An 18,353-nucleotide genomic window follows, 5' to 3' on the forward strand; every position below is an offset into this window, starting at 1 on the left:
CAGCGCCTTTTCGTTCATCCAGGCCAGCATCAGGACTTCGCCGCTGTCATGCTACTGGGTGATGGCGGGGATCAGCCCCAGGGGGTTCCAGGGTATGTGGCGAAGCACATCGGTCAAGGCGAAGCGGCTTCCCGCCTGTGCCTGCTCAAGGGTAAGGAACATGATTTGCAACCTGCGATAGATGTTATGTTATAACACTTACAACTTAGCAGATTACGCCGCTACTGTTCATCTTTTCCACTTGCGCAGGAGAGACGCCATGACCGAAACATGCCAGAACCCGACCATCGAAACCTACGCCGACACCGAACTGGCCTGCCTGGCAGGTGCCAAAGCGGCGCTCTACCGTTGGGCCGCGACCGTGGCCACACGCGATGTGGATCAGGTGCTGGCGTTGTACGCACCTGATGCGATCCTGGTTCCGACCCTGTCCAACCAAGTGCGTGACTGCGACGACAGCCGTCGCAACTATTTCGAGAATTTCCTCGCTAACGACGGGCTGGTCTGTGACATCCAGTTGTTCAAGAAGCGCGTCAGCCGCAAGCTGGGGACCGTGGTCGTTGGAGGCCAGTACACCTTCGTCTTTCGTGACGACGGCGAGCAGCGGGTAGTGCCAGCGCGCTTCCTGTTCACCTTCGAGCGGATCGACCAGCAGTGGTTGATCACTGGCCACCATTCCTCCATCGAGGCATGAGAGGCATGACCTACTTCGCGAGCTCAACGGGCGCGTTCCCGGCCACGCGTTTGCGCCGTAATCGCGCTGACGAATGGACGCGTCGTCTGGTCGCTGAAAACAGCCTGTCTCGCGATGACCTGATCTGGCCGGTTTTTCTCAAGGAAGGCTCAGGTACACGCGAGGCGATCACCGCCATGCCGGGCCAGGTACGCGTCAGCCTGGCCGAACTGCCGGATCACGTAGGCCGGGCGGTCGAACTGGGCATTCCGGCCATTGCCCTGTTTCCCGCCACTCCAGTGCAGCGCAAAGACAGTGAGGGCACCCACGCCCTCGACGCGGACAACCTGATCTGCCGCGCCGCCAGGTTGCTCAAGGCCACGTTCCCCAACCTTGGCTTGATCGGCGACGTCGCACTGGACCCCTACACCGACCATGGCCACGACGGCGTGCTGCGCCAAGGCCGCGTGGCCAATGACGAGACCTTGCAGGTACTGGCGGCCCAGGCTGTGGTCCAGGCCCAGGCCGGCATCGACACCTTGGCACCTTCGGACATGATGGACGGGCGCATTGGCGCGCTCAGGTCCGCGCTGGACCTGGCCGGGTTCAGCGATGTGCGTCTGATGTCCTACGCCGCCAAGTACGCGTCCGGCTTCTACGGCCCGTTCCGCGACGCGCTGGGTTCGGCGGCCGCGCTCAAATGCGACAAGCGCACGTACCAGATGGACCCGGCCAACAGCGACGAAGCCCTGCGCGAAGTAGCGCTGGACCTGCAAGAAGGCGCCGACATGGTGATGGTCAAGCCCGGCATGCCCTATCTGGACATCATTCAAAGGGTCAAGGCAACCTTTGCCGTGCCGACATTCGCCTACCAGGTCAGCGGTGAATACTCGATGCTCAAGGCAGCGATCAATCATGGCTGGCTGGATCCCCGCACGTTTGAACGCCATCAATGCCTCCAGGATGAGCTGCACGGTAAATGCGCCGCCTGTACTCGCCGTGATGCAGGCGAGGACTGAGCAGAGCCGCACGCATGCGCACCACCCTTTATCATGAAGCTTCCCGATGAGCACACCTGCCCCCCATACCAACGAAGCCGCGCGGCTGCCCGTCACTGTACTTTCCGGCTTCCTCGGAGCCGGCAAGACTACCTTGCTCAACCATATTCTGAACAACCGCGAAGGCCGGCGAGTCGCGGTGATCGTCAACGACATGAGCGATGTGAACATCGATGCCGCACTGATACGCAAGGGTGGCGCCGAGCTGTCACGCACCGACGAAAAGCTGGTGGAGATGAGCAATGGCTGCATTTGCTGCACCTTGCGCGAAGACCTTCTGCTCGAAGTGGACCGTCTAGCCAAAGAGGGTCGTTTCGACCAATTGGTCATCGAATCGACGGGCATCTCCGAGCCACTGCCGGTGGCGGAAACCTTCACCTTCGAAGGCGAGGATGGCCGTAGCCTCAGCGAAGTGGCACGCCTCGACACCATGGTCACCGTGGTCGATGCCTTCAATTTCCTGCGCGACTACAGCTCGCGCGACAGCCTGCAGGCACGCGGTGAATCGCTGGGCGAGGAAGACGTGCGCACCGTGGTCGACCTGCTGACCGATGAGGAAATGGCCCAGGGACCGGAAGGCTGGATAAAGCTGACCACCCCCTTCCCCGGCTGGAACTGATTCATACGCCTTGCTGCCACGTGCAAGGCTCCCACCACTGGATATACATGATGAGCTCAGCATTACCCGACGTTTCCGTCACCGACCTGGCCCCCAGCCTCAGCCCGCTGCAATGGGTCGGCATGCAGGGTATCGACCTGCCGGTAAGGATCCAAGAACCGACCTACCAGCGTGAGCTGCACGCCCGGGCGGATGTCCAGGTCGACCTGCCGGCACCGCATGTCAAAGGCATTCACATGTCCAGGCTGTATCGCCTGCTGGACGCCTGGGGGCAGGCTGCGGCGGTGTCGCCGGCAAGCCTCTTTGCGCTGTTGCAGGAGATGATCGACAGCCATCAGGATTGCGAAAGCCGCAGTGCCAGGGTGCGCCTGGATTTCGACTTGCTGGTTCGCCGCCCTGCACTGGTGACCGAGGGCCTCTCTGGCTGGAAGTCGTACCCGGTTCACGTGCTCGCCACGAAGGTCGGCGGGGCGCTGAACCTGAGTATCGAGGTCAGGATCGGCTACTCCTCGACCTGCCCGTGCTCGGCCGCTCTCTCCCGGCAGTTGATTGAGGACGGCTTCCTGCGAACCTTCAAGGACCAGCCACTGCTCGAAGTCAGCGCCGTCGCGCAGTGGCTGCGCAGCAACGCGTCGCTGGCGACGCCACATAGCCAACGCAGCGAAGCTCGAGTGCGCGTCACGGTACCTGCCGATGCCCCGGATCTCGGGTTGCTGGCCCTGATCGACCACGTCGAAGGCGCCTTGCGCACGCCGGTTCAGACCGCCGTAAAACGGGCTGACGAACAGGCTTTCGCAGCGCTCAACGGGCAGAACCTGATGTTCGTCGAAGACGCTGCGCGGCGTATTCAGGCAAGCCTGCACGGTTACCGCGATAGCCAAGTGCACGTTCGCCATCTGGAAAGCCTGCACCCGCACGATGCTTCGGCCTGGTCCGCCCCGCAGGCCGCTGCGCCTGACCAATAAGAATCATTTGCAACCGGTAATGAACGATAACCACTAGCGTTACGTTATTACATCTAATAACATGCGCATCCCAACACATGAACATTTCCTCATCAGGATTCATTTGTCAGGTCTGACGCAAGGCGGGCCGCTCTACTCGCAAGGGTTTCTTGTCATCTGTGATGCAGCACCGCCCGAAGCAGGGCGCGGCATCGATGTTGGCATCGATGTTGGCATCGAGTGCAGCCTGCACAGCCTACACCGTGGAGCCTGATGGTGTACCCGTTGTGATCCCCTTCGAGCTCGTGGACAGTGCCCAAGTCAGGACGTATCCAACAATGCAACGTTATAGCGTGAAAAACGGAGACTTTACGTGAACCCTCGTGCCCCCCTTCTGGCCGGCCTGACGCTGGGCTTGTTCGGCCAGCCGATTTCAGCGGCACAACCCTTGCTGCTGAACGAAACCTCCATCACCGACGCCTACCTCGAAGAGCGCGCCGACGGGCCGGTGCAAGGCTATCGTGCCAATCGCTCTGCCACGGCCACCCGCACCGATACCGACATCCGCGACACGCCGCAGAGTATCGACGTCGTGCCCGCGCAGGTGATCAAGGACCTCAACACCACCCGCATCGACCGCGCCCTGGACTTTGCTGGCGGCGTGTCGCGGCAGAACAACTTCGGCGGCCTGACTTTCCTCAACTACAGTGTGCGCGGCTTCACCACGGGCGAGCTGTACAAGAACGGTTTCGCCATCAACCGCGGCAGCTACAGCTCGCCGGACACCTCCAACATCGAGCGCATCGAAGTGCTCAAAGGCCCGGCTGCCAGCCTGTATGGCCGTGGCGACCCTGGCGGACTGGTCAACATCGTCACCAAGCGCCCCCAGGCCGAAGCCTTCAGTACCCTCACCCTCAGCGCAGGCAGCTGGGATCGCTACCGCACCGCCCTGGACGCCAACTCGCCGCTGGACAGCGAAGGGAATCTGCTGGGCCGGATCAACCTCGCTGTCGAAGACAACGACAGCTTCCGCGATCATGTCGGCAGCGAGCGCCGTATCGTCAGCCCCTCCCTGAGCTGGCAACTGTCACCCGACAACCGACTGATGATCGACACCGAGTTCTCCCGCACCGAGTCGGTGTTCGATCGCGGTATTCCGGCAGTCAACGGCGAAATGGGTTCGGTCAAGCGCTCGACCTTCCTTGGCGAGCCGAATGACGGCGAGATCCGCAACGACAACCAGACCCTCGACGTGGCGCTGGAACACGTGCTCAACGACAACTGGAAGCTGCGCCTGGCCAACCACTACACCCAGGGCACGCTCAAGGGCAACAGCTCCGAGCCCCAGGCCCTGGTGAGCACCACCATCACGCGCTTCTATCGCGAACGCGACTTCGAATGGAACGACAACATCACCCAGGCCGAGCTGCACGGGCAGTTCGAGCTGGGTGGCTGGCAGCATCAGACCCTGGTGGGGCTGGAGTACGAAAACTACCGCAACAGCCAGAAGTACCCGCAAAGCGCCACGTCCGCAGCGTATGGGCTGGATATCTACAACCCGGTATACGGCAAGCCGAAGCCAGCCATCACCCGTGCCAACGACTTCTTCGAGCACACTGAAAGCTACGCGATCAACCTGCAAGACCAGATCGCTTTCACCGAGCGCCTGCGCGGGTTGCTGGGCGTACGCCTGGAGCGCTTCGAGCAGACCTCGCAGAACCGCACCACGGGTCTCAGCAACAGCCAGGAAAAGGACGTTGCCACACCGCGCATCGGGGTGTTGTACCAACTGACCCCGCAAGTCGGCGTGTTCGCCAACGCATCCACTTCGTTCAAACCCAACACCATCGGCACCCAGGGCCAGGTGTACAAGCCTGAAAAGGGCTTGGGTTACGAGACCGGAGTCAAGCTCGACCTTCTCGACAGCCGCCTGGGCGCGACCATCGCCCTGTTCCATATCGACAAGGAGAACGTCATCACCACCGACGCCCTTGGCGAGAGCGTGGCGGCGGGCGAAGCGCGCAGCCAAGGCCTGGACCTGCAGTTCAGCGGCCAACTGACCGACGCGTTGCGAGTGATCGGCGCCTACGCCTACATCGACGCCGAGGTCACCAAAGGCGACGCAGCCCTGCCCAAAGGCAGCGACTTGCTCGGCATCCCCCGTAACAGCGGCAGCCTGATGGGCGTGTACGAATTCCAGGACGGTGCCCTGCGCGGCTCGGATGTGGGCGCAGCGGTGAACTACGTCGGCGAACGCTCCGGCCAGGCCGGCAGCGACTTCACCCTGGACGCCTACAGCACGGTCGACCTGCTGGCGCACTACAAGGCCAGCGAACAGGTCACCGTCGGCCTTAACCTCAACAACCTGTTCGACCGCAAGTACTACGAACGCTCGTACAACAGCGCTTGGGTGCTGCCCGGGGAGCCACGCAACTTCAGTGTAAGCCTGACCCTGAGCCTTTGAACCGAGGAACCATCATGCATCCATCGTTGAAAGTCGCTTCCCTGTTGACCCTGATGGTCAGCGTCAACGCAGGCGCCCACGGCCTGTGGACCGAGGAGCGACGTGGCAATATCGAGGCCGTGTACGGCCACGGCGCCGAGGATAACGCCTACAAGGCGGAAAAGATCAAGCGCGCCTGGGCGTTCGACGTGACCGGGAACATGATCCCGGTCACGGTCGAGCGCCTGGCGGATCATGCCGCGCTGCAACCACTTACCCCGCCTGCGGCACTTGCCGTGCTGCTGGACAACGGGCCTTGGTCACAGCGCCCGGACAAGCAATGGGTCAATCAGGATCGCACCCACGTCAAGGATGCGATCGCCTCCACCCACAGCTTGAAATACAGCCTGGCGATCTACCAGAGCGGTGCACGCCTGCCGAAACTGGACATGCTGCGTTTGGCGATCGTTCCCCTGAGCGACCCTCTGCAAGTCGGGCCAGGCAAGACGCTGGAAGTGCAGGTACTGCTCGATGGCAAACCGGCTGCTGATATCCCGCTGCAGGGCGATTACCGGGGAGCCCCTCACCAGGTCAGCGCCACCACCGACAAGCAAGGCCGGGCACGTATTACCGTACGCAATGAAGGACTCAACATCATCGCGGCCCAGGCTACCCTGCCAATGGCAGACGGCAGCCCCGTGGCCCAGCAGAGCCTGTTCAGTTCACTGTCGTTCCTGGGTAAGCCGCACCACGAGTAAACTAAGCGACATACCTCGGCCATGACGGCCGAGGTATGGCAGTTGGAGGCGTTCGGAATGAGTGCCTGCAACCAGCATCCGCACCATGACCATTGGCACAAGCCCGGCTGCGGCCACACGGCAATCGAACACGATGGGCATGTCGATTACCTGCATGATGGGCACTTGCATCACATGCAGGCGATCATGTCGATGAACACACTAGGTCGTTTTTGCCGAGCCCCCAGCGCTAATCGAACAGGTCAACACTTGCGGGCGCTCCCCGGGCGCTACCACCGGGGCAGCAGGCATCCGGTATTGGTTCTCCCACTTCGCCACCACCAGAGGCGCCAGTGCGTTGCCCAAGACATTCAGCGCCGTGATCGGCATGTCCATCAAGCGATAGACTCCGGCGATGAATGCAATACCTTCCACAGGCAGGCCGGCACTGGTCAGCGTAGCGGTCAAGATCACGAACATGGCCCCCGGGACGCCGGCTGCGCCCTTGGAGGTCAGCACCATGATGATGATCAGCATCGCCTGGTCAGCCAAGCTCAGGGGAATTTCATACAGCTGCGCGATGAACAGCGTGCCGATGCCCACGAACAGCGATGCGCCATCCAAATTGAAGGAATAACCCGTAGGAATCACCAACGTAGCAATCGAACGCGGCGCACCGTAGGCCTCGACCTTTTCAATCAGCTGGGGCATGACAGTCGCCGAGGCGGCAGTACTGAACGCCAGGATCAACTCATCCTTGATCGCCTTGATCAGGTCGAAGATGTTGATCCCGGCAACCTTCGCGATGCCGCCCAGCACGACTACGCCGAACAGAATGACCGCGACGTAGGTGACGGCAATCAGTTTTGCCAGAGGCAGCAACGCGGAAAGCCCGAAGTTGGCGACCGTCACGCCGATCAGGCCAAAGATCCCGATGGGTGAGTAGTGCATCACGATATGCGTCACCTTGAACATCGTCGCGGAAATGGCATTGACTACCGCGATCAACGGCATTTTCTTCTCTTTGTCCAGAGCACTTAGCCCAAAGCCGAACATGACCGAGAAGAACAGGACAGGCAGCAGCTTTCCTTGCGCCATTGCACCGACGATATTGTCCGGGATGATGTTGAGGATGACTTGACCAAACCCAGTGTTCTCCGAGGTAGACGGAAGCGAGAGCGTTTGGGTGTTTGCCAGGGTCGTCAAGTTGGCACCTACGCCTGGCTGCGCAAGATTGCCAACCAGCAGGCCACACACAATTGCGATGCTGGTCACGACGAAGAAGTAGAACAGGGCTTTCACCCCGACCCGCCCTATCGCCTTGCTATCACCATTGCCTGCGATCGCGCCGACCATGCACGCGAATACGAGGGGTACGACAATCATCTTCATCATCTTGATGAAAATGTCGCCGACGGGTTGTAAAAGGCTGCTGATTATCCAGGCTTTATACTCGGGAAAGAAATTGAGAAGTGCCCCCACTACAACCCCGAGCACAAGACCTGCAATAATTCTAGTCACCAGACTAGTCTTTGCCATACGTCCTCCAGTTATTATAATTTGGACTGTACATTGGCCGGCAAAAATGCCAAACACATCGTTGGAGCCTGTTATTTTTATTGAGTGGCCACTCACCGATACACGCCTCTTATCTCACGCAGACAAAGCGGGAGGCGCGTCCCGAAGGTTTATGCCAATCAGGTGGCAAATACACCTTCAAAGTCCTTGAACCCTTTGATCTCGATCGGGTTGCCACTGGGGTCCAGGAAAAACATCGTTCGCTGCTCCCCAGGTTGGCCCGGGAATCGTACAACCGGCGGTATGTCGAACTGCACGCCATGAAGCGCCAGGCGGTCTGCCATCGCGAACCAGTCATCCAGATGCAGCACCAAGCCGATATGCGGCATCAACACTTCATGGTCGCCGACTTTACCAGTACGGGTAGTTGGAAAAGGAACACCTTTGTGAAGCGAAATCTGGTGACCGAAGAAATCGTAATCCACATAAGTTTCACTCGTGCGGCCTTCTTTGCAGCCGAGAATGTTACCGTAGAAGTTACGAGATGCTTCGAGATCTGTAACATGGTATGAAACATGAAATAACGATTTCATAACTGACCTCTTTGGTTTCTGATAGAACTTTCGGGGAGGTTAGCGTAGCCTCGCGCAAGTGCTAAAGCGCATTTTTCCATCTCTCAGCGAAAGGAAATGTTTTGGACACTCGATTTCTCGAAAGCCTGATGGCAGTGATAGAGACTGGCTCGATTGCAGCGGCGGCTCGACGGGAAAACCTGACAGCACCTGCAGTCAGCCAGCGTATACAAGCCCTCGAGAAATCGCTGGCGTGCGAACTCCTGAACCGAAGCGCACATGCTGTCGAACCTACCGAGAAATGTCTGTCGTTGCTGCCGAAGATTCGAGATCTGATCCAGGGGGCAGCAGAGCTGAAAGAGGATCTGGACACCAGTAGCCTGTCGGGGTATCTCAAGATCGGTGCGATCTCTACAGCGTTGACAGGCATATTGCCAGAGGCCATGAATCAGCTATCAAGCATTGCCCCGCAACTGAGGCTACGCATCACGCCAGGGGACTCGCGCAGTCTTTACGAACAAGTAGCCTGCGGAGAGCTCGATGCGGGAGTCATGGTATGTCCGCCCTTCAGCGTCCCCAAAAGCATTCGTATACAGGTTCTTCGAGAAGAACCCCTGATGCTTTTGACCAAAGACCCCGTTGACAAGTGCGACATCCGCTCGACGATTCTTGGTCGAAACCTGATTCGATATGACTCACATGCCTGGGGTGGGCAGATTGCACAGCAGTACTTGAATGACAATGACCTGCAGCCCGATGTCCTCTGTAATCTGGATGCGCTGGATGCTATCTACATCATGGTCGCAAAAGGCATGGGGGTGTCTGTTGTCCCACTCTGGGCCGGATTGAAGACTGACGACGTACAGGCAACACCCGTGTCGGACGCTGACCGCTACATGCGCCAGGTAGTCCTGCTTCACAAGGCCAACCCCAGAAGGCCCAAAGCGGTGGAGGTTTTGAAGGCACAGCTTATGAATAACTGCAGCTTCCCATAGATCACACACGGTCTGCGTTGACTGCCTCAGCCATCATGCTTGAACTGACTCGGGGCCGGATCTCACCACGCCCATACTGGCAACAACAGGAGTGGCGGCCTACATCTCCGAGGGTGTCGCCCATCTCTCGTTACCCCTGCGCATTTTAACCCGCCTGCAGCCGGCATGCCGCGCGATTGTTTGCACACGCGGGCAGTGGACACCTTCGAAGGGCGCGTCAGTTATGCACGCTACGACACCATGGAAACGTCGGTTGCCTTCAACAAGGCGCTGAACACGGGCGACGGCCCACGCCACCATGCGCGCCTCGACTACAGCCGCACCAGCACCAACGGCTATATCGATCGCCAGGAGAATGGGGCCGGCAACCTGGCCTTCTCGCTGCTTAGCGACATCAACGATCAGCTCTCACACACGCTGGCCATCGAATACCTGGAAGAGCAAGAGGACAGCCCCTACTGGGGCACACCGGTATTGCAGCCATTGGTCGGTACCTTGCACATTGACAAGCACAACCGTTTCAACAACTACAACGTCGAAGACGGTCGCTACGAGCAGCGCACCCGGTGGCTGCGCTCGATCACCGACTACCGCTTCGACGACAACACCCAACTGCGTAACACCTTCTACCACTACAACGGCCAGCGCGATTACCGCAATCTCGAGGTGTATCGCTACAACGCCGACAACAGCGCCATCGCTCGCTCAGGCGGCTATCGCCAGCGGCACGACCAGGAGGTCAACGGCGACAAGCTGGAGCTGACCCACCAGGGCCAGTTGTTCGGCCTTGCCAGCGACTGGGCGTTCGGCATGGACTACAGCACCAACCAGCAAACCAACTACCCGCTGTCCAAGGGGGCGTTCGACACGGTTGACCCGAACGGCTTCGAACCCGGGCACTTCCTCGATATCCCCGGTATGGACGCGCCCATGACCAAGGGCAGAACCACCACCACCGACACCACCTCGGCCTTCGTCGAGAACCGTACCCGCCTGACCGATCAACTATCATTGATCACCGCGCTGCGCTACGACCATATCGACTTCGACGTGGTCGACCATGTGGCGCGAGCCAGGCTCGACCGACGCTGGGACGCCATCACCGGTCGCCTGGGCCTGGTCTATGAACTGACATCCAACGTCAGCCTGTACACCCAATACAGCACCTCGGCCGAACCACCAGGCGGTACCCTGACCAGCGCCTCGATCAGCCAGGTCGGCGACTTCGACCTGAGCACCGGCCGTCAGGTCGAGGTAGGCAGCAAGTTCGACTTCCTCGACGGCCGCGGCTCGGCGACGGCAGCGGCGTATCGCATCGTGCGCAAGGATATCTCCGTGCCCTCCTCGACCGTGCCCAACACCACCGAGCAGGCGGGCCAGCAGACCTCCACCGGCATCGAGCTGGCAGCCTCCTTCAAGGTCACGCCCAAGCTGCTGGCGGCGGGCAACTTCAGTTGGGTAAATGCCGAATACGATGAATTCAACGAGACCATCGGCGGCGTGGTGTACTCGCGCAAGGGCAAGAACCCGGTCAACTTCCCCGACCGCGTGGCCAACCTCTGGTTGACCTACGACCTGGCGCCTGGCTGGCAGGTCGGGGCCGATGCCCGCTATGTCTCATCGGTGTACGCCAACACTGCCAACACCGCATGGGTACCGTCGTACACCGTCTACGGGCTGTCCATGACCCACGACCTGGACAAGCACGTGCAAGTCAGCGCGCGGCTGCGCAACCTCACCGACGAGGTGTATGCCCGCTTCATCCACCAGACCAACACCCAGTACTACCTGGGTGAACCGCGCAGCCTGGAAGTCGCTGTGCAGTGGCGCTACTGATGACACCGACCGAGCGCATTTCGTGTTTGGCTGCGGCCTAAGCGATTGCCGCTGTTCTCTGAAAAACAAAAGCCGGGACGGTAATACGCCCCGGCTTTTGTTTGGCCCGATGAGAACCCTGCCAAGCATAAAACACCGGAAGGGATAGCCACTCTCTTGGCCTCTGCCTTCCAATAAAAAACCTGAGCCGAACGTTCATGATGGCCGCCTGCATGCGCAGTCGTTGAGCCCTCAGCGTGGTACGCCCGCGACAAAATGGCGCACCACGGAACTTGTACAGCCCGCAACGGATGCGGCTTAATTCGCGCCACGTTCGGTCGGGTGACTCATGCTTTCACGTGCTCGTGCTCATCTTTGTCTGTTCGCCTGCTTCGCCCTGCTGTTCAACCTGCTGGCGATGCCGCTCGACCGTGCCTTGCAATCACCTCGCCTCGACAGCCAGTCGTTGATTCTCGGCAGTTTCTGCAGCCTTCACGGTGCCCAGAGCCTGCCCAAGTCACTGCTGGCCCAGCTCAAGGCAGACCTGCCGCAACTCGACCATTCCCCTGAACCCAAGCACCAGAGTGGTGACTGCTGTTGTGGCCATGCCGGCCATGCCTTGGCAGGCGGTGATTACTACCGCCATCTGTTCCCCCGCTACTGGCCGGCCGACCTTCTACTGGGAGACCGTCATGCCTTGCCGCTGCCGCGAGAACAGTGGCCTCGGCTGAATCCCCGCGCCTCACCCCTGGCCTGAACCGTCGCTGCTGTCTTGTGGTCATGGCGTGCGCTGCACGACGCCTGACCTTGCCCGACCGTTCTTGCCAGGAAACCACACATGCCTGCGTTCCGTTGTACCGCACGCGCCGTACTGCCCGTGCTCGCCTTGTTCGGCCTCAACCCACTGTCACTTGCCATCGCTGAAACACTGCCTGCCGAAAACTCGGTACTCACCCTCGGCGCGGTCAATGTGACCGGCACCGACAGCGGCCCCCTGGCCACAACCAGCGTGCTCAGTTCGGTGGATATTCTGGGCGGCGACATCCTCGAGAAGATGCCTGTTGCCTACAGCTGGGAGCTGTTCCGCCGGGCACCGGGGGTGATGCTCACCGAGTTCAACCAAGGCACCACCTCCGGCAAGCTTTCGTTCCGCGGTTTCAATGGCGAAGGCGAAATCAACGCCGTGAAACTGTTGATCGACGGCATTCCCAGCAACACCAATGACGGCAACATGCCCTTCATCGACTCGGTGTTCCCCATGGACATCGACAGCATCGAGGTGGTGCGCGGCACCAGCGACCCGCGCTATGGCCTGAACAACATTGCGGGCAACGTCAACATCAATACCCGTACCGGCGGCAACTACAACAAAGCGCGCATGCGTTATGGCAGCTTCAACACCCGCGAGGTGCAACTGGCCAAGGGCATCGAGACCAGTAACTGGACGCAGAACTACTTCTTAGCCCGCCAGCAGGTCGACGGCTACCGCGACCATGCCGACACCGAACGCTACAGCTTCGGCGGTAAATGGTTCTACACCCCGGACAATGGCAACTACCGCGTGGGCCTGATCGCCCGCCATTACGAGTCCGAAGCGCAGGAGGCCGGCTACCTGACCGAGGACAACGCCCGCCACCACCCGCGCATGAGCAACGACTACAACGCCACGGACAAGGGCACGCGGCGGATGAACCAGATCAGCCTGCATTTCGATACCGAACTGGCGCAGACCCTGTCCTGGTCCGCCAGGACCTACGTCAACACCTTTGACGACCGGCGCTGGACCCAGTACTGGAGCAGCAGTTCGCAGCAGGAGCGCGACACGTACGAAACCCAGTACGGCGCCATTACCTCGCTCACCTGGCGCCCGCAGGTCGACTGGCTGCATGCCTTCGCCCTGGAAGGCGGCAGCGATATCCAGAAGCAGGAAAACCGCAGCGAACGTTACCGCACGCTCAACCGCGTGCGGCAGGCGCAAACCCGCGACCAGCGTTACGACTTCAACACCGCGGGGGCCTATGTGCAGGCGGAGATCGAACCGGTCGAATCGCTGAAGATTGTCCCGGCGTACCGTGTGGACAGGATCAGCGGTGACTTCACCAACGAGATGACCGGCCTGGATTACGACATCAACGACTACGGCCTGATCAAACAGCCCAAGCTCAGCGTGGTCTATTCACCCTGGAAGGTCGCCAGCGTCTATGCCAATTGGGGCAGAACGTTCCAGGTGGGTACGGGCGCGGCCGCCTACAAAGTACCACCGCGCAACGAAGACCTTTCTCCGTCGATCAACGAAGGCTGGGAAACCGGTGTCAAGTTCACGCCAGCCGGTTGGGTCGATGGCCGCTTCGCCTATTGGCGCCAGGACGCCACGGGCGAGGTCAGCCGCCGTCTGAACGACCCCAGCGGCGAGTCGGACAACGTCGGCGAGACACGCCGCTGGGGCTATGACCTGCAGGTTAACCTGCACCCGGACGCACGCACCGAGATGTGGATGTCGTATTCCTGGCAGTACTCGAAAATCCTTGAGCCCAGCAGTGCCTTGCCAGCCAGCAAAGGCAAGGAAATCGATCACGTGCCGCATCACCTGTGGAACACCGGCATCAGCTACCAGGCCACCCCTGCCCTGCAATTGACGGCCTGGATGAATGGCCAGACCCACTACTACCTGGAACGCGAGAATACCCAGGGCCGGTATGGCGGTTACGTGCTCACGAACCTTGGCGCGACCTACAAGGTCAACGAAACGGTGAGTGTCGACCTGCAGTTGAAGAACCTCACCAACCGCTACTACGAGTACGTGTGGTACGACCCGGATGGTGCGGATGCCTCCCTCCACTCCCCGGGTGACGGTCGTGCGCTGTATGCCGGCGTGACGTTCGATTTCTGAAAGCCTGCCCGTTGGTCGGCGCCAGTGGTTCGGGCAACACCCTCAGCTGCCTTGGCTTGCTCGACCACTTGTTGGCCGTGGCGATCGATTGGCTTTCGAATTGCCAGAAAACAGGCTATGTTCGTAATCCAGCAATCAAACATGGCGAAGGGCATCACATGTGAACGCCAGGAGGCTTTTCCAGGGCGCCGTCAAAGTACCGGTATCCACTACCGGTCACGAGTGGCGGCACCAGCCATGACAAACCTTGATCCCCGCGATGAAATAGCGCACTCCGTACGGAGGGATCGGCTCGAACAGCTGTTCGTCCAGTCAGCGCCTGCGGTGCTTGGCAGCTTCCTGGCCGCCGTCATGCTGTGCTGGTTGGGCTGGGAGCGTTTCGACCCGCAAAGGGTCATGGTCTGGATGACGTTATTGGGCGTGTCGACCGGCGTGCGTACCGCCATGTTCTTCGCCTATCTGCGAGCACCCGCCAACCAGCGCACGGCCGAACGCTGGGAGTGGCGTTACTGGGTCACGCTGATGCTGTCGGCGGCTATCTGGGGCTGGGGCGCCTTTGCCGTAATGCCCGCAGACGACGCGCTGGGGCAGACGCTGATCATGCTGTTTGCCGTCGGCATGTCTGTCAGCGCGGTGTCATGCTACTCCTCCTACCGCAACATGACCCTGGTGTCGATGGGCCTGGTCTTGCTGCCTTCTACGGGCTGGCTACTGTTGCAACCTTCCACGCTGCAACAAGGGATAGCATTGGCGGTGCTGGTGTTCGCCTGGTTTGTGGTCAGCGCGACGCAAAGCCTGTCCTCGGCATTGACGACGGCCTGGCGCCTGAAACACGAAATGCAACGCGCGCATCGGCTGGCCATGGTGGCCTCGTGCACGGACGAACTGACCGGCCTGAACAACCGACGTGCTTTTTTCGACAATGCTTCGGCGCAGCACGTCCGGTGCAGGGATGCGGGTACATTCATGGCCGTGTTGATGCTGGACGTCGACCATTTCAAACAGATCAACGACACGTTCGGGCATGCCGCAGGCGACCAGGTGCTGCAGCGCATCGGTGCAGCGATCAGTGCCAGCCTGCGTGACAACGACATTGCCGGCAGGCTGGGCGGCGAGGAGTTCGCCATCCTGCTGCCCAATACGCCGCCAGACACGGCGATTGAGGTTGCCGAGCGCCTGCGGGCCCTGATAGCCAAACTGCGTGTGAATGATGAACACCCGGTCACCGCAAGCATAGGTTTAGCGTTCGCGAAGGCCCCTGCCACTGAGCTCGGCGCCTTGCTCAGCAGTGCAGACAGCGCCATGTACCTATCCAAGGTATCGGGCCGTAACCGGGTCACGGTCGCCGAACCGGAGCAGGAGGCATTGCGCAAGCAGCACTAGCCCCCCAAGGAAGTGCTATGCAGGGTCCTGGGCCGCAGCCTCACCCGGCTCCGGGCGTTGCGTGCGGGTTCGGTGTTTCAGCAGCGCACGTGCCGCCAACGCCGCGAGCACCAGGCCTGGAGCCGCGGCCATCAGCAGCCCCCCCGCACCTGCACCTGCTGCAAGGATCTGCCCGGCCGCCAGAGGACCGGCCATGGAACCCAGGCGCCCCACCGCCACCGAAGCGCCCAAGCCCGTTGCGCGAACCTGGGTCGAATACAGCGTCGGCGCCAGCGCGTACAGCACCAACTGGCCACCAATGGCGCAATACCCTGCAGTGAACCCGGCCAGCAACATCAGCCCGAAACTGCTCGACAGCCCCAGCCCCGCCAACGACGCCAGCATGCCGGCGTAGGCGATCAATACCGCCCGCCCGGCAAACCCGCGGTCCATCATCCGACCGGTCAGGAACGATCCAGCCGCCCCACCCAGGTTGAACAGAATCTGCACGGCGCCCGCCTGCGGCCGGCTGAAGCCTTGGCCGATCAACAGCGACGGCAGCCAGTTGAGCAACATGTACAACACTGTCAGGGTGAAGAAACATGCCACCCACAGCAACAGCGTGCGGCTTGCCTGCTGCGGCCCGAACAGTTGGGCAAGCACACCTTCGCTGCCAGCCTTGGCAACGCCTTGGGCACGGAATGCCTGGGACTCTTTCAGCCAGATCATCAGCACGAAGGCGATCACGATCGGTGCGATGCCGCCGACGTAGAACACCGTACGCCAACCGTCGCCCACGCCGGCCATGCCGATCAGCGACGCAACCGCCCCGCCCAGCGGCACACCACAGTAAGTCAGGCTGACCGCCGTGCTCCGCAGACGCTCAGGCGCCGCCTCGCTGGCCAGGGCGATCAGGATTGGCAACGCCGCCCCCAGCCCGAGCCCTGTCATCAGCCGCGCGATCAACAGCGATTCGTAGGTCTGGGCATGGGCGGTCCCTAGCGAGAAGCCGCCAAACAGCAGCACCGCCACGATCAGGATCGCTTTGCGGCCAAAGCGGTCTGCCAGCCAACCGCCGATCAGCGCGCCGGGCAGCAACCCCAGCAACCCGGCACTGAATACCCAGCCGAGCATGGCAGGGGTCAGGTTGAATGCCTTGGCCATGTGTGGCGCGGCGATGCCGGTGGCCTGCAGGTCCAGCCCTTCCAGCAAGGCAACGAGAAAACACAAGCCGATGGTGAGCACGGCCTTGCCCGATGACGCGGATGAATGATGCATGTGTGGCCCTCTGTTGTTGTTATCGGTCGGGTGGTCAAAGGCGGAACGTGGCGCGTACTGAGACAAACGACGAATCTTCGCCGCCAGCCTCCTTGATGGCCGTGCCCACGTCGTAGTACTTCAGGTCAAGGTCCAGGGTCAGGTTGGGAGTGGCAAGCCAGCGCGTGCTGGCGCGGTAGATGGTACCGACATGGCGACCCGTGCCGCGGGTGTTGGCCAACATGCTCATGCCGGGCATGTACACGCCGTCTTCCTCACGCTTTTCCACACTTCGAAGATGCCGGGCTCGATGCGCAGCGTGCGCCAGGGCGAGAAGCCGAAGGTCGGCCCCACCACGATGATGTTGCTCAGGGTGGTGAGGCTGGCTTCGCCATAGACACCATTGCGTGGGTAAAGCGGGTCGAAGGTGCCGACTTTTCCGTCGCCCAGGTCACTGTCGCCGCTTGCGGCATCGATGCGCATGGCCAGGCGCGGTTGCCAGGGGTGGGTGAAGGTGAAGCCGCTGTCGCTCGACAGCGCCCAGGCGCGGATCGACGCGTTGCCCAGGTGGCCGGTCTGCCCGACAAGGTTCCAGCTCCAGTCCAGTGCCTGATGGCGGCCGAACAGCCGCGTGCCGAAGGTGTAGCGCTGCTCGTCACCCGACTCGCCGGCCAGGCTGCGGTCGTCGGTTTCCAGGCCAAAGGCTAGCAGGTCCATGTTCCACGACGCCGACAGCGGCAAGGTGCCGTAAAGGCCGTAGAATTTGATGTTGTTGTTGCTGCCATCGTCCCAACTGTCTTCACCGGTTTTCAGCGGGCGCACAGCGAATGCATCCAGCTTGCGTCCGTCCTTGAGGTTGAGGCTGGCGCGCACGCCGTCGAAGCTCAGGCGGATGTTCGGCGCGTCGCGGTAGGTGACCAACACCTGGTCGCCGAAGCCCATCTCCTGGCGACCTACGCGTGTGGTATAGCGCCCGGCGGCGAAATCGTGGTTGAAATCGACGAAGGCCTGTCGCACTTCATTGCGGCTTTCATCATTGGGCGAGTACAAGTCCTTGCCAAAGGCACGGGTATTCTCGACCTGGACGAAGGTACGCACGGCATCGTCGAACAGGTGCAGGTCGGCATGGGCCTGCAGCCGTTGCTGCAGATAGGAATCGTCGTTCAGCCCGCGCAGGCCAAAGAAGGGTTTGTCCGAAGCATCGGCCCGGTAGCGGGCCTCAGCCCCGAGTTGCAGCCAGGCCGACTCTGACAGCCGATGGTAGCGCAGGCCATCGAAAGGGGCAGTGGCCTTGGCGGGGTCGTCGAGAAAGCGGTAGTCCTCGATCCAGCGAGGGGCCCCTGGCCTCCCCGGCCGGCTCTCTTCAAGCGGGCTGGCCGCGTAGGCGGACTGGCACAGCGAAAGCACCATGAGGGGCAGGCATACCCCGTTCAACGGCTTGATCATCAGAATTTCCCTTCACTTGTTTTT

Annotated in this window: 12 protein-coding genes and 3 pseudogenes; 11 read left to right on the top strand and 4 right to left on the bottom strand. The window is 61.0% G+C overall.

Features of this window, described 5'->3' with window-relative positions:
* Positions 1 to 259 precede the first annotated feature (259 nt).
* From ACF8FB_RS17875 to ACF8FB_RS17900, 6 genes and pseudogenes are all read left to right on the top strand, one after another.
* Positions 260 to 694: a DUF4440 domain-containing protein gene (locus ACF8FB_RS17875; protein ID WP_049587855.1), complete on the top strand. Its 435-nt coding sequence runs from the start codon at positions 260 to 262 to the stop codon at positions 692 to 694.
* Positions 695 to 699: 5 nt separating this feature from the next.
* Positions 700 to 1,692 (top strand): porphobilinogen synthase, encoded by a 993-nt coding sequence (hemB, locus tag ACF8FB_RS17880; RefSeq protein ID WP_232014143.1) that lies wholly within the window; start codon positions 700 to 702, stop codon positions 1,690 to 1,692.
* A gap of 46 nt (positions 1,693 to 1,738) precedes the next feature.
* A pseudogene (locus ACF8FB_RS17885) lies at positions 1,739 to 2,287 on the top strand (GTP-binding protein); the annotation flags it as partial.
* A gap of 113 nt (positions 2,288 to 2,400) precedes the next feature.
* Positions 2,401 to 3,315: a GTP cyclohydrolase FolE2 gene (folE2, locus tag ACF8FB_RS17890; protein WP_392511620.1), complete on the top strand. Its 915-nt coding sequence runs from the start codon at positions 2,401 to 2,403 to the stop codon at positions 3,313 to 3,315.
* A 352-nt stretch (positions 3,316 to 3,667) separates the two neighbouring features.
* The gene (locus ACF8FB_RS17895) at positions 3,668 to 5,758 is read left to right on the top strand and encodes a TonB-dependent siderophore receptor (protein WP_392511621.1); all 2,091 of its coding nucleotides are present in this window, start codon (positions 3,668 to 3,670) and stop codon (positions 5,756 to 5,758) included.
* A gap of 14 nt (positions 5,759 to 5,772) precedes the next feature.
* Positions 5,773 to 6,495, top strand: a complete 723-nt coding sequence (locus tag ACF8FB_RS17900; RefSeq protein ID WP_392511622.1) for a DUF4198 domain-containing protein — start codon at positions 5,773 to 5,775, stop codon at positions 6,493 to 6,495.
* 201 nt (positions 6,496 to 6,696) lie between these two features.
* Here the strand turns inward: ACF8FB_RS17900 and ACF8FB_RS17905 are convergent, their stop codons facing one another.
* Together ACF8FB_RS17905 and ACF8FB_RS17910 are read right to left on the bottom strand one after the other, a co-directional pair.
* Complete coding sequence (locus tag ACF8FB_RS17905) at positions 6,697 to 8,013, bottom strand: cation:dicarboxylate symporter family transporter (protein ID WP_392511623.1); 1,317 nt, start codon at positions 8,011 to 8,013, stop codon at positions 6,697 to 6,699.
* A 158-nt stretch (positions 8,014 to 8,171) separates the two neighbouring features.
* A complete protein-coding gene (locus ACF8FB_RS17910; RefSeq protein ID WP_010954206.1) occupies positions 8,172 to 8,585 on the bottom strand; it encodes a VOC family protein in 414 nt (137 codons plus the stop codon).
* 101 nt (positions 8,586 to 8,686) lie between these two features.
* Here ACF8FB_RS17910 and ACF8FB_RS17915 point away from each other — a divergent pair, with 101 nt between their 5' ends.
* The 5 genes and pseudogenes from ACF8FB_RS17915 (at position 8,687) to ACF8FB_RS17935 (ending at position 15,647) form a co-directional block, all read left to right on the top strand.
* Positions 8,687 to 9,559, top strand: coding sequence for a LysR family transcriptional regulator (locus ACF8FB_RS17915; protein WP_392511624.1), 873 nt, complete (start codon positions 8,687 to 8,689; stop codon positions 9,557 to 9,559).
* 180 nt (positions 9,560 to 9,739) lie between these two features.
* Positions 9,740 to 11,395: pseudogene (locus tag ACF8FB_RS17920) on the top strand (TonB-dependent receptor); the annotation flags it as partial.
* A gap of 328 nt (positions 11,396 to 11,723) precedes the next feature.
* On the top strand, positions 11,724 to 12,131 hold the full coding sequence (locus ACF8FB_RS17925; protein WP_392510226.1) for a DUF2946 family protein: 408 nt from the start codon (positions 11,724 to 11,726) through the stop codon (positions 12,129 to 12,131).
* 81 nt (positions 12,132 to 12,212) lie between these two features.
* The gene (locus ACF8FB_RS17930) at positions 12,213 to 14,264 is read left to right on the top strand and encodes a TonB-dependent receptor (RefSeq protein ID WP_392511625.1); all 2,052 of its coding nucleotides are present in this window, start codon (positions 12,213 to 12,215) and stop codon (positions 14,262 to 14,264) included.
* Positions 14,265 to 14,588: 324 nt separating this feature from the next.
* On the top strand, positions 14,589 to 15,647 hold the full coding sequence (locus ACF8FB_RS17935) for a diguanylate cyclase (protein WP_049587927.1): 1,059 nt from the start codon (positions 14,589 to 14,591) through the stop codon (positions 15,645 to 15,647).
* Positions 15,648 to 15,662: 15 nt separating this feature from the next.
* Here the strand turns inward: ACF8FB_RS17935 and mhpT are convergent, their stop codons facing one another.
* Positions 15,663 to 16,904 carry a 3-(3-hydroxy-phenyl)propionate transporter MhpT gene (mhpT, locus tag ACF8FB_RS17940; RefSeq protein WP_392510224.1) on the bottom strand — a complete coding sequence of 414 codons (1,242 nt, stop codon included), beginning with the start codon at positions 16,902 to 16,904 and terminating at the stop codon, positions 15,663 to 15,665.
* Between the two features lie 34 nt (positions 16,905 to 16,938).
* Positions 16,939 to 18,329, bottom strand: a pseudogene (locus tag ACF8FB_RS17945) (alginate export family protein).
* Positions 18,330 to 18,353 lie beyond the last annotated feature (24 nt).

The organism is Pseudomonas sp. yb_2, assembly GCF_043103905.1.
Taxonomy (GTDB): Bacteria; Pseudomonadota; Gammaproteobacteria; order Pseudomonadales; family Pseudomonadaceae; genus Aquipseudomonas; species Aquipseudomonas alloputida.

Coding starts and splice junctions, on each gene's coding strand:
- ACF8FB_RS17910 (WP_010954206.1), bottom strand. CDS start 8,585: ATGAAATCGTTATTTCATGTTTCATACCATGTTACAGATCTCGAAGCA.
- ACF8FB_RS17930 (WP_392511625.1), top strand. CDS start 12,213: ATGCCTGCGTTCCGTTGTACCGCACGCGCCGTACTGCCCGTGCTCGCC.
- ACF8FB_RS17905 (WP_392511623.1), bottom strand. CDS start 8,013: ATGGCAAAGACTAGTCTGGTGACTAGAATTATTGCAGGTCTTGTGCTC.
- ACF8FB_RS17875 (WP_049587855.1), top strand. CDS start 260: ATGACCGAAACATGCCAGAACCCGACCATCGAAACCTACGCCGACACC.
- folE2 (WP_392511620.1), top strand. CDS start 2,401: ATGAGCTCAGCATTACCCGACGTTTCCGTCACCGACCTGGCCCCCAGC.
- mhpT (WP_392510224.1), bottom strand. CDS start 16,904: ATGCATCATTCATCCGCGTCATCGGGCAAGGCCGTGCTCACCATCGGC.
- ACF8FB_RS17900 (WP_392511622.1), top strand. CDS start 5,773: ATGCATCCATCGTTGAAAGTCGCTTCCCTGTTGACCCTGATGGTCAGC.
- ACF8FB_RS17925 (WP_392510226.1), top strand. CDS start 11,724: ATGCTTTCACGTGCTCGTGCTCATCTTTGTCTGTTCGCCTGCTTCGCC.
- hemB (WP_232014143.1), top strand. CDS start 700: ATGACCTACTTCGCGAGCTCAACGGGCGCGTTCCCGGCCACGCGTTTG.